Source organism: Herbiconiux sp. A18JL235 (assembly GCF_040939305.1).
Lineage (GTDB): Bacteria > Actinomycetota > Actinomycetes > Actinomycetales > Microbacteriaceae > Herbiconiux.
This window is the reverse complement of the sequence record NZ_CP162511.1, coordinates 2,692,330-2,705,918: the sequence shown is the minus strand read 5'-3', so window position 1 is coordinate 2,705,918 and position 13,589 is coordinate 2,692,330. Positions and strand designations below refer to the sequence as shown.

The following is a 13,589-nucleotide window of genomic DNA, read 5'->3' as shown; positions in this document are numbered from 1 at the left end:
TCTTCTCGTCACTCACGTGGTCGCACAAACTGCGCGCAAAACCAGTGCTGCGAGCACTGTGCTCGACCACAGGAGCGCAATCGAGTGAGTGGTTCTCCCCACACGCGTGTGGAGAGGAACCGCACTCTGCCACCATGCTGGGAGGGGAGTCGGATTCGCCGCCTCGGCGACCGCTGCCTCGAGGAGGAGACGATGACCATGAGCCACGACGACGTGCGGTGGAGCCGGGGCCGTGGGGCTGCAGTCGCCGCGCTCGCAGCGGTGGTGGTGGGGATCGGCGGGATGCTCGGGTCGGCATCGGCGGCGACCGCCTCGTCACCGGTGATCGTTTCGTCACCGGCGGCCGCCCTGCCTGCGCAAACCGCCGTCCGCGACAGCGGCCGGGTGATCGTCTACTACCAGAAGCAGTTCGTCGACGGCTCGACCGGCGCCTACATCTCGCCGCTGCCGCTCGTCACCGAGAACACCGGCGTCGACGTGGTGAACCTCGCCGCGGTGCACATGAACCCCGACGAGCTGAGGCTCAACGACCTGCTGCCGAACGATCCGCGCTTCGACACGATGTGGCGCGAGCTCGCCGAGGTTCAGGATGCGGGGGTCGCCGTGGTCGGCATGATCGGCGGCGCGCAGAACGACACCTGGCAGAGCCTCAGCACCGACTACGACACGCAGTACCAGCGGCTCCACGACTTCGTCGTGACGTATTCCCTCGACGGCATAGACCTCGATGTCGAGACCGAGACCGATGTCGCCGTCGTGGAGCACGTGATCGCCGATCTCGCCCGGGACTTCGGCGACGACTTCCTCATCACGCTCTCACCCGTGACCGCGGCGCTCGTCGGGGAGGACAACCTCTCCGGCTTCGACTACGACCAGCTCTACGCTTCGTCGGGCGCGTCGATCGACTGGTTCAACACGCAGTTCTACTGCGGCTGGGGTGAGCCGACGGCTGCCGACTACGGCGAGATCACCGCGTACCAGGCTGCGCGCAGCGGCGGCATCCCGCCGAGCAAGGTGGTGATGGCAGTGCTCACGAACCCCGAGAACTGCGGCGACGGATGGATCCCGCTCGACGAACTCACCGCCTCGATCCTGCAGATCCGCGAGACGACGCCTGACTTCGGTGGCGTCGCGGGATGGGAGTACTTCAACTCCCTCCCCGGGGGCCCCGAGGCGCCCTGGCGCTGGGCGGGAGTGATGCGCGCGGCGATCGACGCGCCGCTGCCGACGCCGACCCCCACGCCGACTCCGAGCCCGACGCCGTCGCCGGCGCCCACGCCCACCCCGTCATCGACCGGCGCGGCGCTCGCCGACACGGGGTCGGCGGCGAGCGGCCAGGGCCTCGGTGAGCTCGGGGCGCTCGGCGGCATCGCGGCGATGCTCACGATCGGCGGCGTGCTCGTGCTGCGCACCCAGCGCATCCGTTCCCGCCGTCGGGTGTAGCCGATGAGCGACGACGGGTACGAGATCGCCGCCGAGTCGCCGTTCGCGCGCCTCGACGACGACGAGACGCGGGCCTGGTACGCGTACATGAAGGTGCATCTGCGCATCCGCTACGAGATGAACCGGCAGCTGCGCGACGACAGCGGCATCTCGCTCGCCGACTACGACGTGCTGGTGGCGCTCGTCAGCGACGAGCGCGGCACTCTCACCGTCACCGATCTCGCGACCCGCATCGGCGGGGAACGCAGCCGGCTGAGCCATCACGTGAAGCGCATGGCGGCGCGCGGGCTCGTCGAGCTCGGGGTGAGCGAGACCGACCGGCGCGCGAGCACCGTGATGCTGACGACCGACGGGCGGGCGACGCTCGCCGCCGCCGCTCCGGCGCACGTCGACTTCGTGCGCCGGGCTTTCCTCAGCGCTCTCGACGCCGACGAGCTCGCCGGGTTCGCGGGATCCCTCGAGCGCGTCTACGAGCGACTGCTCGAGCACGGAACGCTCCCGCGGCCCGTCGACCACCCGTGACCGGTCGTCGCTACTCGGTGAGCAGAGTGTAGATCTTCGCGATCAGCCCGTTCTCGGCGAAGCAGATGTCGATGCCCTTCACGACCGGGGGCTGGCCGGCGGGACCAAGGTTCCAGGCGAGGTAGCCGAGGTCGTGATTGACGTACACCGGGCCCGCCGGGGAGAACTCGAAATCGGGCGACTGGTCGGCGAGAGCCTGCGCCTTCGCGTTGAGGGCGTCGCGGCCCACGACGACCTCGTCGGGGTCGGTGAACACGACGCCCTCGGTGTAGGTGCGGGCGATGGCCTCGGCGCGGCGGTCGAAGTCCTTCTCGGCGAAGACCTCGAGCAGGTTCGCGTGCATGAGCTGTTCGATCGATGCGGTCACCGGTAGCGCTTCCTCGTTACGTGACATGTCACGTGAATTCCACCAGGTGGACGGATGCGCGTCAAGAGCGACCGGGACGCGACCGGTCCCGAGGCGCTGAGGCGTCGGTCAGAAGATCGGCCAGGGCACCGCGGGCATGCTTCCCGCGGGTGCCGGGAAGCGGCCCGACGCCAGCAGAAGGCCGCAGCGCTCGTCGAGCGCCACGATCTCGAACTCGGTGAGCAGCGGTGACAGGGCGGTGCCCAGCTCGCCGCCCAGCGCATCCTGAACCCTCTTCACCGCGGCGAGCTCGGTCGGCGCGAGGGGCTCGTCGATGAAGCCCCAGAGCACGGTGCGCAGCTTGTGCTCGGCGTGGAAGGTGAGGCCGTGGTCGATGCCGTGCCGGTGCCCGCCCGCGACAGGCAGGATGTGGCCGGCCTTGCGGTCGGCATTGTTGGCGACGACGTCGAACAGCGCCATGCGGCGCAGCGCCTCGCCGTCTTCGTGGATGAGCGAGACCTCCCGGTCGCGTTCGTCGACCCCGTCGAAGACGTGCCGCCAGCCGTTCGGGGGAACCTCGTCGAGCGGCACGACGTCGACCCCCGACTGGTCGGGGTCGACGTCGCACCAGAGCTGCACCATGCCGGGGCCCGCCGGGCCGTCGCGGAGCCACGTCATCGGCACGATGTCGCCGCCGAAGACCTCGGAGACGAGGTAGGCGGCCACCTCGCGCTGGGCGAGGGTGCCGTCGGGGAAGTCCCAGAGCGGTCGCTCGCCCGCCTCGGGTTTGTAGACCACCTCGGTGTCGCCGATCGCGCCCCTGAAGACGGCGTTCGAGGCCGACTCTATGCGGGCGACGAGCACGAGCTCGCCCTCGGGTACGGGACCGGTCGGGCCCTCGGGCGCGGAACCCGCAGGGCCGTGGGGCACGGAACCCGTCGGGCCCTCCGGCTTCACCATCGGGTCACAGGCCGTCGCCGAGCCGCCCGCACACGTGGTCGTCGGCGTCGAGGGGTTCTCCGCAGAGCGGACACAGCGGCCGGCCGGCGCCGACGATCTCACGTGTGCGATCGGCGAAGGCCCGCGCCGTTCCCACCGGGATGCTCACCCGCAGCACCTCCTCCGGCTCGAACTCGACACCCTCCTCCAGGCCCGACTCGAGCGCATCCGCGTCGATCTCGGAGAGCGGGAAGGCCTCGATGACGATCTGCGCGGTCGTCGGGTCCCATCCCAGGGTCATCGCCCCGGCCCGGAACTGCTCGTCGACGGGCTGGTCGAGAGGCTCGTTGTCGATGAGCTCGAGCGGGGTCGACTCGGGAACGCTGAAGCGGTTCTGCTCCACCTTCGCCAGTTCGGCGAGCACGTCTTCGATCTTCTCGGCCAGCACCGCCGACTGCTGCTTCTCGAGCCCCACGCTCACCAGCCGCCGGCCGTCGCGCACCTGCAGGTAGAACGAGCGCGAGCCGGGCCTGCCGATCGTTCCGATCACGACTCGGTCGGGCCAGGCGAACTCGTGGGTGATGGTGGCCATGTGCTCAATCCTAGGAGGGGTCGGCCTCGGCCGCCCGAGGTCCGGCACCCCCGCCGACCGTCGCCGTCGATGCCGCCTTCTCGGCGGCGAGCCAGCTCAGCTCGCCGGCGACGGTGTTGGTGGCGAGCACCTCCGGGCGGTCGGCGCCGTAGCGCACGATCGACACCGAGGCGGGGTCGACCCGGATGCGCTGGAACAGGTCGAGATGCATACCCAGCGCATCCGCCAGCACCGACTTGATGACGTCGCCATGGCTCACCGCGAGCCAGACCGCGCCCGCGCCGTGCTCGGCCTCGACGGCCCGGTCGAGGCGGCGGATCGCCGACACCGCTCGCGACTGCATGCCGGCCATCGACTCGCCGCCGGGGAACACCGCCGACGAGGGATGCCGCTGCACGACCTTCCACAGCGGCTCCCTCGCCAGCTCGGCGAGCGGGCGCCCCTGCCAGTCGCCGTAGCCGCACTCGGTGAGGTCGTCGTCGAGCGTCTCCGCGGGTGCCGGCTGCGTCAGCTGGGCGGCGGCGACCGCGGCTGCGGTGCTGCGGCAGCGCTCGAGCGGACTCGTCACGACCGCGACGAGCGGAACCGCGGCGAGGCGCTCGCCGGCGCGCGCCACCTGCTCGCGGCCGAGCTCGTCGAGCTCGACCCCCGGCAGCCGCCCGGCCAGGATGCCCGAGGTGTTCGCGGTGGAGCGGCCGTGCCGCACGAGGACAACAGTCGCCATGCCTCGAGCCTACGCGCCGGGTCGCCGCCACGAGCCGCCGTCTGGCGATCGACCCGTCACGAACCGCCCTTCAGCGCAGCGCAAGGGGCGGATTGCGACGGGTCGGTGGTGCGCGAGCTACATCACGGCGCCGAAGTAGGAGTACTTCACGAAGACCTCCGAGGCGAAGCCCGCCTCGTCGAGTACGCCTTGCACGGCAGTGAGCATGTACTTCGAGTCCCAGCCCATGTAGAGGAAGGTGTCGTCGTCGAGCCTGTCCCAGTGCCCGTTCCAGGCCTGGGCGTCGTACACCGGGCCACCGCGACGGGCGCTGAAGTCGACGACACTCTGCCGCGAGTCGGCCCAGAGGCGCTTGAACACCCGGTTGAAGAGGTACTTGACGTCGTAGACCTCCCAGTGCTCGCCGCGGTACTCGACGTAGTCCCACTCCCGCTCCCACCCGCGCGGCCAGCCGCGGCGCTTGATGGCGTCGAGCACCGGGGTGAGGTCGTCGTCGTCGATCACCACGACGGCCGGGCGTGCCCACACCGTCACGAACAGCTCGGTGAGCCGCGCCGTGCGAGCGGCGATCGCCGCGGTGTTCCAGGCCGGGATCTCGGCGAGCTCGGTGGTGGTGGGCACCGCGCTCTCGCCGTAGAGCGCCCGCTTCTCAGGGTACGAGCGGTCGAAGGCACGATCGGCGAGCGGCCGTTCCACCAGGGCGAGGTTGCCGAGCGTCTGCGCGAGGGCGCGATGGCTGTTCTGCTCGTCGTCGCTGTAGTCGGCCCACTCGCGCACACCGTCGCCGCTCCACGAGTCGCCGGGCGACACCGGCACGATGTGCTCGACATCGAGCGGACCCAGCGGGCGGAGGCGGAGGCGAGCGGATGCGGGGGCGGGGCGGTGCGCATCCGTCACCGCAGCATCCGGTGTCGTCTGGTGAGCGGCGGAAGACGCATCCGCTCGGGCGCCCGCCGCTGCGGCGAGTCGGGTGAGCACGTAGTGCTGGTGAGGGAGCTCGCTGAACTTGAGGGCGACGCGCACGCGGTCGTCGGAGGGCATGATGCGGGCGATGGCGTGCACCAGGGCTTCGGGGCTCTCGGCGCGGGCGCGGCAGAGACGGGCCACCAGCCGGTCGTTCTTGAGACCGGCGACGGTGCGGCGCAGGAGCAGCGACTGCACCTGCTCGACGAGCTCGACGAACGCCGCCTTCGGCAGCTCGCCGCGCGAGTACTCGCGGTAGGCGCGCATGACGAGGGGGTACATGGCGCGACCGAACACGGCGAGGAAGCCGAGCTGCTCGGCCACCTCGGCGTCGGGTTCGACCGAGGGGTCGAGCAGGGCGCGGTAGGCCTCGGAATACTCGCGCCACTCGGCGGCCCGGGCGCGCAGGGTGTCGATGTCGAGGCGCGGGAACTCCTGGCGGAAGGCGTCGTAGACGCCGCGTTCGCCCGCGACCACGACCTCGCGACCCGTGATCATGACGAGGTAGTGGCGCCAGAAGCTCGCGATCGACTCGCCGGTGTTCTGCTCGATGGGGAGCCAGAACCGCTCCTCGATCTCGCTCTGCTCGGCGTGCGAGAGCCCCATCAGCACGTAGTTGTGGATGAGCTCGTGGTCGCGCAGCGGCTCTCCCGTGGAGTTGAGGCTCTCGAAGATCTGCTGCGCGTTGGCGTCGGCGCCGAGCGTGATGGCGACGTGCTCGAGCTTCTGCAGGCCGCGCCAGATGCGGGGAACCTCGTCGGGGCGCACCTGACTGCGGAAGAACGCGTAGTTGTCGTCGAAGCGCGACTCGCGGAACGCCTCCTCGTCGCTGCGCCGGTCGAGCACGACGCTCTCGAACACCTCGGCCCAGGCGCGGTGGGGCCGCAGCTTCGTGCGGTTCGGGTCGTTCTCGCGCACCAGCACGCGTTCGAGCTCGGCGGCGAGCTCGGGGTCGTCGTCCTTGATGCTGTGGTGGAGGGCCGAGACGAGCAGCATCAGGGTAGTGATGCGCTGCTGGCCGTCGATGAGTACCAGCTCGGAGTCGTCGGAGGAGTCGGCGTCGGCGGCTGTCGAGAGGATCGAACCGATGAAGTGGGTGTGGGCGTCGTGGGTGTCGGAGACTGCACGGATGTCGCCGAGCAGCTGCTCGCATCCGCCGATGTCCCAGCGGTACTGGCGCTGGTAGACCGGCACCACGATGGTGGTTCCAGGTGCACCGAGCCAGGCGATGGTGTTGACGGCGGTGGCTTCTACGTTCGTGGCGTTCGTGGCGGTGACCATGGTGTTCGAGTCTAATGCGGGGGTGCGACCCTGGCTGGGCGGGCGTCGGGCGGGCGTCGGGCGGCCGCGGGACGGGGCGTGTGACGGGCCTCGGGACCTAAGGCCCTATGCAGGGTGGCCGGGATAGGCTTGCCTAAGTTCGGGCCTGTTAAAACGTGCTGGCCCATGACGAAAGGACATGATTCAGGTCATGGCATACATCAAGAGCGCCGCTCTCGAAGAGACCGGTTACGTCGTACTCGACAGCTACAACCAGGAGCTCGACCCCAAGGAGTGGCTCGACATCGAGTACAACGACTGGAAGTCGTCGGGCGACACCCGCTTCGCGCCGCTCGCCTCCGCCAAGGGCGAGATCGAGTGCAACGGCTTCTGGAACCACGAGCCGCCGCGCACCGACAAAGACGGTGTCTGGATCGAGTCCCAGGTCGAGAAGGCCCCCAACCTCACCCGCCGCGCCCAGGAGCCCGGCGCCAACGTCGGCCGCTGCCGCGTCATCGAGCTGCAGCCGAACACCTACGCCGACTGCCTGTACAACCTGCACCAGGACGACAACAACCGCCTCAACCCCGACGGCACCGGCTGGGTCGTGCGCGGATTCTTCAACCTCACCGACGACAAAGACAGCTACTTCGTGCTCCGCGAGAACCGCACCGACCCCGAGGGCGAGGTGCGCATCGCCCTCCCCGCCGGCGCCCAGCTGATCGTCGACACCCAGCGCCTCTGGCACGCGGCCACCCACCCCGGGCCCGACCCGCGCTACTGCCTCATCACCTCGTGGACCTCCGGCCCCGAGCTCGACGCCTACATCGAGAAGTACCACGGCAAGTCGCGCGTCGACAGCGTCGAGGTCTCGCAGGACGTGCTCGACGCCGGTCAGGCCGAGCAGGCGCGCCGCCTCGCCGCCCGTGCCGCGGCGCTCGCCGCCCGCGGCCAGCAGGAGAAGGCGGTGATGAGCGAGGCCTGATCCTCTGCTCTGAGCTGTTCCGGGGGCCCCGATCGTTCGCGATCGGGGCCCTTTCCGTGTGCCTTCGTACGTTCTGGCGGACAAAGTCCGTGATGAATGAGGTTGGGACGGACTTTGTCCGCGAGAACGTTGACGGGTCGCCGTGGGTGCCGCTGTCACTAAGAGGATTCTCATGCGGGGGCAGGGGGTCGTGTCGGGGGTCGCGCCGATAATGGGCAGATGTCGGTGCGGCTGTCGGTGCGGGTGCGGATTCTCGCGACCCTGCTGGCGGTCGCCGCGCTCGGCATGGTGGCGGCGGGGGCGACCGCCTACTTCGTGCAGCGGGAGCGTGTGCTGAGCGCCGTCGACGAGCGGCTCGTGCTGCTGGCGGGCGACGTCGGCACCGTCGCTGAGGAGGCCGTGGCCGACGGGTTCGACGGCGGGTCGGGCGGCGGCGCGTCGGGCGGCGGTGCGTCGGGTGCGGATGCGGGTGGCGGGGTGCTCGACGACGTGATGACGGCGATCGTGCAGCGGGTGCGGCCGGGGGCGAACGAGTCGAGCCTCGGCATCGTGGACGGCGTCGCCGCGCTGAACCCCGGAGGCAGCCTCGACTTCAGGATCGACCGCGACGACGCCCTCGTCGCCCGCGTCGTCGAGGAGACCTCCGGCGGCGAGGTGGTGCGCGGCACCTTCACGGCCCCCGACGGCCAGACGCTCCGCTACGTCGCCGTGCCGGTGCGCGTCGCGGGCGACGACCGGAGCGGCGTCTTCGTCAGCGTCGTCGACCTGCGGGCCGAGCTGCGCCCCCTCACCGACGCCTTCACCACCTACGCCGTCATCGCCGCAGGAGCCCTCGTGGTGGTCGCCGTCGTCGGCTGGTTCGTCGCCGGCCGGCTGCTCGCCCCCATCAGGAGACTGACGGATGCTGCCGACCGCATCAGCGCATCCGATCTGTCGGAGCGCATCCCGGTGGTGGGCAACGACGACATCTCGCAGCTCACCACGACGGTGAACGGGATGCTCGACCGGCTCGAAGAAGCCCTCACGGCCCAGCGCCAGCTGCTCGACGACGTCGGCCACGAGCTGAAGACCCCGATCACGATCGTGCGCGGGCACCTCGAGCTCGTCGACGAGGACGACCCGGCTGACGTCACGGCGACCCGCGACCTCGCCGTCGACGAGCTCGACCGCATGAACGGGCTCGTCGACGACATCGCGCGCCTGGCGGCCGTGGGGCGTTCCGGAGCGATCGTGCGCGAGGCCGTCGACGTCGGGGAGCTGACCGATCGCCTCCTGGCCAAGGCGCGGGGCATCGGCGACGCCACGTGGGTGCTGGCGGGGCGCGCCGGGGGAGTCGCGTCGCTCGACGTCGACCGCATCACCCAGGCGGTGCTTCAGCTCGCGGCGAACGCGGTGACGCACGGGGGCTCCGCGGGGCAGCCGATCGAACTCGGCAGCGCCTGGAACGACGAGCGCGACCCCGTCGAGCTGCGGTTCTGGGTGCACGACCACGGGCCGGGGGTGCCGGTCGAGGCGCAGTCGCGCATCTTCGAGCGGTTCCAACGCGTGCGCGGTGGGGGCGGGCGCGGGGCATCGGGATCGGGGCTCGGGCTCGCCATCGTGGCGGGCATCGCTGCCGCCCACGGCGGCAGCATCGCGGTGCAGTCGAGCCCCGGCAACGGAGCGCGCTTCATCCTGACGGTGCCGGTGGAGGAGGCGGTGCCGGTGTCGACTGCGCGGGGTGCGGGTGCTGTCGGTGTCGGAAGTGCGCGGGTCGGTGATGACGATCGTGCCGGTGCTTCAGGTGCCGGTGCCGGAGGTGCCGCGGCTGCGGCTGCGGTTGCGGACGACGAGGTGGTCGACGATGGGTCGCGGCGCGGGACGACGGCCGGGGCGGAGGGTGCGGGAGGCGCATCCGGGCTGGACGGCGGGGGCGGCGCATCCGGGGTGGAATCGGCGGGAGGCGCATCCGAGGTCGAGGGTGGGCGCGCGAGGGCGAGGGAAGGAGGAGGCGGATGACGGGGATCTTGATCGCTGAGGACGAGGAGCGCATCGCGTCGTTCGTGGCGAAGGGGCTGCGGGCTGCGGGTTTTCAGCCGACCGTCGTCACGAACGGAACCGACGCGCTCGACTTCGCCATGACGGGCGACTTCGGACTGCTCCTGCTCGACATCGGCCTGCCCGGGCTCGACGGGCTCGAGGTGATGCGGCGGGTGCGTGCGGCAGGGTCGACGACGCCGGTGATCATCCTCACCGCACGGTCGGCGGTCGAAGACGTGCTGGCGAGCCTCGAGGGCGGTGCCAACGACTATCTCGCGAAGCCGTTCCGGTTCGATGAACTGCTGGCGCGCATCCGGTTGCGGTTGAACGATGCGGCGAACTCGGCCGAGACCGGTGTCGAGTGGGGCGGGCTGCGACTCGACCTGCGCTCGCGGCGGGCGGTCGTCGAAGGGCGGCAGGTCGACCTCTCGGCCCGCGAGTTCGCGCTGGCCGAGGAGTTCGTGCGGCACCCGGGCCAGATGCTCAGTCGCGAGCAGTTGCTGAGCCGGGTGTGGGGGTTCGACTTCGATCCGGGATCGAACGTCGTCGACGTCTACGTCGGGTACCTGCGGCAGAAGCTCGGCGCGGCGCGTATCGAGACGGTGCGCGGGATGGGGTACCGGCTGGTGTGAGGGGCGCGCGGGGCGCGGGGGCCGCGCGGGGCGTGCTGGCCGCGCAGGTGGGTGGTGCGGGTTGAGCTTTCTCGCGGACAAAGTCCGTCTGAAACAACGTTCAGACGGACTTTGTCCGCAAGGAATGTAGATGTGTGGATGAGGGGTCAGACGTCGCCGCCGTGGTGGCCGGAGTCGTCGGGGTGAGGGGTGTCGTCGGCGCCGCCGTGGCGGCCGGAGTCCCCGGTGCCGTCGTCGGTGCCGCCGCCGTGGTGGCCGGGGTGGTCGGAGTCGTCGTCGTTGCCGCGGCCGCCGCGGTCTCCGCCGTGGTCGTCGGGGTGGGGAGTGTCGTCGGATCCCGGCGCGGGGGCCGGGGCTGCGGGTGCCGGTGCCGGGTCGGCAGGCGCGGGGGGAGCAGCGGGAGCGGAGGCGCCGGGGTCACCGGGAGTACCCCCCGCCTCCGGCCCGGCGGGTGCACCTTCCGCGCCGGGGCCGACGGGCCCACCGGGGCCACCGGGCGCGGCGGGCGGCTTCAGCGAGTCGTCGGAGGACGTGTCGTCGGGGTGGGGAGTGTCGTCGCCGGGACGGGTCGACGGCGGGGTGGGTGGCGCCGACGGAGTGGGCGCGGGCGGGGTCGCATCGGGCGATCCGGTAGGCGCGATCAGCGTCGGCGTCGGGCTCGGCGAGCCGGTGTCGTCTCCGGCGGAACCGCCGTCGCCCCCGACGCGGTCGCCGCCCCGATCGTCGGCGACCGCGGAAGGCGTGGGGCCGGGCACCGCGGCCGCCGAGGCCGCAGCGACGCCGGCCGCTCCGGCGATGAGCCCTGCGGCGATGGCCGCGGTGGTGATGATCTTCGAACGCTTGGAGGTGAGGGGCACGATGAGTCCTTCGGTCGGTCCGCACGGGGCGGGAGTGGCGGGGCGGATGCCCTGACTCCACACTCGCCTCACCCTCTAAGACAGCTCGAAGCCCGCCATGAGAGACCTCTCACGATCAGCGAGCCAGCGCCCTCGAACGCTCGCTCGCGTCGTCGTCGCCCGCCTGACGCGTCGCGGCGAACCAGACCAGTTCCTGCATCGCCTCGAACCCGGCCAGCTCCGGAGTCGTGTCGTACCCACGTCTCAGCCGCTCGCCTCGCGGCAACCGGATGCGCATCCGCACGTCGTCTCGCAGCCCGGCCACCGGCCTCGTCGCGTCGCCGCCGGCGCATCCCGCTCGTCTCACGGCCCGTCCGTCTGCCTCGTCGCGTCACCGCCGGCGCATCCCGCTCGTCTCACGGCCCGTCCGTCTGCCTCGTCACGTCGCCGCCGGCGCATCCCGCTCGTCTCACGGCCCGTCCGTCTGCGTCGTCGCGTCGCCGCCGGCGCATCCACTCGTCTCACGGTTCGGCCATCTGCGTCGTCGCGTCGCCGCCGGCCCATCCCATGTGCCGCCTCGCGGTGGCCCGGATGCGCATCCGCAGTTCACTCGCAGCCCGGCCACGCGGTGCCTCCGCGCCGAGGCTCAGTCGTCGCTGCCCCCGCCGGGGCCGCTCTTGTCGTCTTTGCCGCTGCGGTCGCCGCCGTGGTCGTCGACCGGAACCGGTGGCGGGTCGGGCACCACCACCGCCCCGGTCGGGGTCGGCCGGGGAGGTGGGGTCGGTTCGTCGGCGGGCGGTGTCGGGATGCCGGTCACCGCATCCGTCTCGATCACCACCGCTGGGACGCCGACGCCCTCGCCGCTGCGATCGGGTAGCGCGTTCGCGGCGATGAGTGCCGACCCCACCACCACGGCACCCACAACGGCCCCGCCGACGCCGGCGATGGCGATGAGGCGGCGGCTGCGGGGCATGGGATTCCGTTCGAGAGGATGAGGAGCGACCTCTCCATTGTCGCCCCGCAAGTCATACCAAGGGATGAGAAAGCTCTCACGTTCCATCGGAGCTCTGGACATTTACCCTGACTTCGCTAAACTGAGACATCATCAAGCTCTATTTTTATACGAAAGCTAAACTGTGCATCGCAGGGAGGTGTCTATGCCGGTTCGGACCCTCATCCGCGGCGCTCGCCGGAGGCTGGGAATGAGCCAGAGCGAGCTGGGCCTTCGCTCCGGAATCGCAGGCTCCTCGTTGTCTCAGATCGAGAGTGGGCAGCGCGTGCCCACTCTCGATACGGTCGAACGTCTGCTGTCATCGATCGGGCATCGGCTCATCGCCATTCCCACCACCCGGGCAGACGTTGCGACCGCCGCCGCCGCGATCGCCGATTCCGAGCGAGACGGCCGACCTGACGACGCGTTCCGGCACTTCATCCAGGTCAGCGACAATCTCGCGGCGGAGCACGGCGACGTCCGGTTCGCGCTGGCGTTGGTCGAACCCGAGCCGACGGGTGTGAAGCACTGGGATGCCGCTTTGGCCGCGCTGGTCGAGTACCGCATGCGAGAGGAGGGTCTCCCGCTTCCCGCCTGGGCCGAGTCCGCTGACCGTCGGCTCAAGCGGTCGTGGACGATCAACGCGGGCACCTACGTGGTGCCCGTCGATCGTGAGCAGGTGCCGCCTGAGTTCCTCAGTCGAGGTGTCCTGGTCGATGCGGTCACCTTGGCGAGCGTGTGACCTAGTGCTCGATCGCTCCGACCTCATCGACGGACTGCGGGATGTCGTCAGCCGCCTCCGAGAGCGCGGTGAACCGTGCGGTATTCGCATTGTCGGCGGTGCGGCCCTGTCATTGCGTTACTTCGAACGGCGCACGACCGAGGACATCGACGCGAAGATCCACCCGTCGGATGCGACCTTCGCCGTCGCAGAAGCGATTGCACGGGAGCGAGGCTGGCCGAATGATTGGTTGAACGACAACGCCAGTCAGTTCGTGCCGATTGTCAGGGACGAATGGGAGCCGCTCTACGACGACGGTCGGATCGGTGTGTGGGTGGCGTCTGCTCCCATGCTCCTCGCCATGAAGTTGCGAGCGAGCAGGCCCGGCCGCGACGACGACGACATCGCCAAGCTGTTGGTGATCTGCGGCATCGGTGACCTGGCATCTGCCGAGCGGCATTTCGAGGAGTTCTACCCCGGCGAGGTGCTCAGCGACCGTGCACTCGTGGTTCTCGGCGTCATCCTCGGTGAGGGGCTGCCCGCCCGTCCCGACGAGCCGGAGTTGCCGCTCCTGGGTTGACTCCCGCAAGCGGACTCGGGTGAGACCTCGCAGGGG

The 13,589-nt window shown here is 70.6% G+C and carries 15 protein-coding genes; 7 read left to right on the top strand and 8 right to left on the bottom strand.

Annotation, left to right across the window (positions count from 1 at the left end; genetic code table 11):
* The first annotated feature begins 192 nt into the window (after positions 1–192).
* Both ABFY20_RS12650 and ABFY20_RS12645 read left to right on the top strand, forming a co-directional pair.
* Positions 193–1,443 carry a glycosyl hydrolase family 18 protein gene (locus ABFY20_RS12650; RefSeq protein WP_368496604.1) on the top strand — a complete coding sequence of 417 codons (1,251 nt, stop codon included), beginning with the start codon at positions 193–195 and terminating at the stop codon, positions 1,441–1,443.
* Between the two features lie 3 nt (positions 1,444–1,446).
* The gene (locus ABFY20_RS12645; RefSeq protein WP_368496603.1) at positions 1,447–1,965 is read left to right on the top strand and encodes a MarR family winged helix-turn-helix transcriptional regulator; all 519 of its coding nucleotides are present in this window, start codon (positions 1,447–1,449) and stop codon (positions 1,963–1,965) included.
* 10 nt (positions 1,966–1,975) lie between these two features.
* Here the strand turns inward: ABFY20_RS12645 and ABFY20_RS12640 are convergent, their stop codons facing one another.
* The 5 genes from ABFY20_RS12640 to ABFY20_RS12620 all read right to left on the bottom strand — a co-directional run bounded on the left by ABFY20_RS12640 (position 1,976) and on the right by ABFY20_RS12620 (position 6,810).
* Positions 1,976–2,332 carry a nuclear transport factor 2 family protein gene (locus ABFY20_RS12640; protein WP_368496602.1) on the bottom strand — a complete coding sequence of 119 codons (357 nt, stop codon included), beginning with the start codon at positions 2,330–2,332 and terminating at the stop codon, positions 1,976–1,978.
* A 108-nt stretch (positions 2,333–2,440) separates the two neighbouring features.
* Entirely contained in the window at positions 2,441–3,271 is an 831-nt protein-coding gene (locus ABFY20_RS12635; RefSeq protein ID WP_368496601.1) for an SCO1664 family protein, read from the bottom strand.
* Positions 3,272–3,275: 4 nt separating this feature from the next.
* Positions 3,276–3,842, bottom strand: coding sequence for a DUF3090 domain-containing protein (locus tag ABFY20_RS12630; RefSeq protein WP_171704314.1), 567 nt, complete (start codon positions 3,840–3,842; stop codon positions 3,276–3,278).
* Positions 3,843–3,852: 10 nt separating this feature from the next.
* Entirely contained in the window at positions 3,853–4,566 is a 714-nt protein-coding gene (locus ABFY20_RS12625; protein WP_368496600.1) for a histidine phosphatase family protein, read from the bottom strand.
* 117 nt (positions 4,567–4,683) lie between these two features.
* Entirely contained in the window at positions 4,684–6,810 is a 2,127-nt protein-coding gene (locus ABFY20_RS12620) for a DUF262 domain-containing protein (RefSeq protein WP_368496599.1), read from the bottom strand.
* Positions 6,811–7,000: 190 nt separating this feature from the next.
* On the opposite strand from ABFY20_RS12620, the gene ABFY20_RS12615 reads away from it, so the two are divergent.
* The 3 genes from ABFY20_RS12615 to ABFY20_RS12605 all read left to right on the top strand — a co-directional run bounded on the left by ABFY20_RS12615 (position 7,001) and on the right by ABFY20_RS12605 (position 10,425).
* Positions 7,001–7,774 carry a hypothetical protein gene (locus ABFY20_RS12615; RefSeq protein ID WP_368496598.1) on the top strand — a complete coding sequence of 258 codons (774 nt, stop codon included), beginning with the start codon at positions 7,001–7,003 and terminating at the stop codon, positions 7,772–7,774.
* Between the two features lie 219 nt (positions 7,775–7,993).
* Positions 7,994–9,772 (top strand): ATP-binding protein, encoded by a 1,779-nt coding sequence (locus ABFY20_RS12610; RefSeq protein WP_368496597.1) that lies wholly within the window; start codon positions 7,994–7,996, stop codon positions 9,770–9,772.
* Positions 9,769–10,425 carry a response regulator transcription factor gene (locus ABFY20_RS12605; protein WP_368496596.1) on the top strand — a complete coding sequence of 219 codons (657 nt, stop codon included), beginning with the start codon at positions 9,769–9,771 and terminating at the stop codon, positions 10,423–10,425. The genes ABFY20_RS12610 and ABFY20_RS12605 overlap by 4 nt, the downstream gene beginning before the upstream one ends.
* A gap of 146 nt (positions 10,426–10,571) precedes the next feature.
* Here ABFY20_RS12605 and ABFY20_RS12600 read toward each other — a convergent pair whose 3' ends face one another.
* The 3 genes from ABFY20_RS12600 to ABFY20_RS12590 form a co-directional block, all read right to left on the bottom strand.
* Complete coding sequence (locus tag ABFY20_RS12600; protein ID WP_368496595.1) at positions 10,572–11,282, bottom strand: hypothetical protein; 711 nt, start codon at positions 11,280–11,282, stop codon at positions 10,572–10,574.
* Positions 11,283–11,397: 115 nt separating this feature from the next.
* Positions 11,398–11,628, bottom strand: coding sequence for a hypothetical protein (locus ABFY20_RS12595; protein ID WP_368496594.1), 231 nt, complete (start codon positions 11,626–11,628; stop codon positions 11,398–11,400).
* Between the two features lie 279 nt (positions 11,629–11,907).
* Entirely contained in the window at positions 11,908–12,234 is a 327-nt protein-coding gene (locus ABFY20_RS12590) for a hypothetical protein (RefSeq protein WP_368496593.1), read from the bottom strand.
* Positions 12,235–12,418: 184 nt separating this feature from the next.
* Between ABFY20_RS12590 and ABFY20_RS12585 the strand changes: the two genes are divergently transcribed.
* Positions 12,419–12,994, top strand: a complete 576-nt coding sequence (locus ABFY20_RS12585) for a helix-turn-helix domain-containing protein (protein WP_368499779.1) — start codon at positions 12,419–12,421, stop codon at positions 12,992–12,994.
* Positions 12,995–12,998: 4 nt separating this feature from the next.
* The gene (locus tag ABFY20_RS12580; protein ID WP_368496592.1) at positions 12,999–13,553 is read left to right on the top strand and encodes a DUF6036 family nucleotidyltransferase; all 555 of its coding nucleotides are present in this window, start codon (positions 12,999–13,001) and stop codon (positions 13,551–13,553) included.
* The last annotated feature ends 36 nt before the right edge of the window (positions 13,554–13,589 follow it).

Excerpts from the sequence above, each read along its gene's own strand:
- ABFY20_RS12610 (WP_368496597.1), top strand. The coding sequence starts at position 7,994 with ATGTCGGTGCGGCTGTCGGTGCGGGTGCGGATTCTCGCGACCCTGCTG.
- ABFY20_RS12650 (WP_368496604.1), top strand. The coding sequence starts at position 193 with ATGACCATGAGCCACGACGACGTGCGGTGGAGCCGGGGCCGTGGGGCT.
- ABFY20_RS12615 (WP_368496598.1), top strand. The coding sequence starts at position 7,001 with ATGGCATACATCAAGAGCGCCGCTCTCGAAGAGACCGGTTACGTCGTA.
- ABFY20_RS12630 (WP_171704314.1), bottom strand. The coding sequence starts at position 3,842 with ATGGCCACCATCACCCACGAGTTCGCCTGGCCCGACCGAGTCGTGATC.
- ABFY20_RS12635 (WP_368496601.1), bottom strand. The coding sequence starts at position 3,271 with ATGGTGAAGCCGGAGGGCCCGACGGGTTCCGTGCCCCACGGCCCTGCG.
- ABFY20_RS12620 (WP_368496599.1), bottom strand. The coding sequence starts at position 6,810 with ATGGTCACCGCCACGAACGCCACGAACGTAGAAGCCACCGCCGTCAAC.
- ABFY20_RS12605 (WP_368496596.1), top strand. The coding sequence starts at position 9,769 with ATGACGGGGATCTTGATCGCTGAGGACGAGGAGCGCATCGCGTCGTTC.
- ABFY20_RS12625 (WP_368496600.1), bottom strand. The coding sequence starts at position 4,566 with ATGGCGACTGTTGTCCTCGTGCGGCACGGCCGCTCCACCGCGAACACC.
- ABFY20_RS12645 (WP_368496603.1), top strand. The coding sequence starts at position 1,447 with ATGAGCGACGACGGGTACGAGATCGCCGCCGAGTCGCCGTTCGCGCGC.
- ABFY20_RS12590 (WP_368496593.1), bottom strand. The coding sequence starts at position 12,234 with ATGCCCCGCAGCCGCCGCCTCATCGCCATCGCCGGCGTCGGCGGGGCC.
- ABFY20_RS12585 (WP_368499779.1), top strand. The coding sequence starts at position 12,419 with ATGCCGGTTCGGACCCTCATCCGCGGCGCTCGCCGGAGGCTGGGAATG.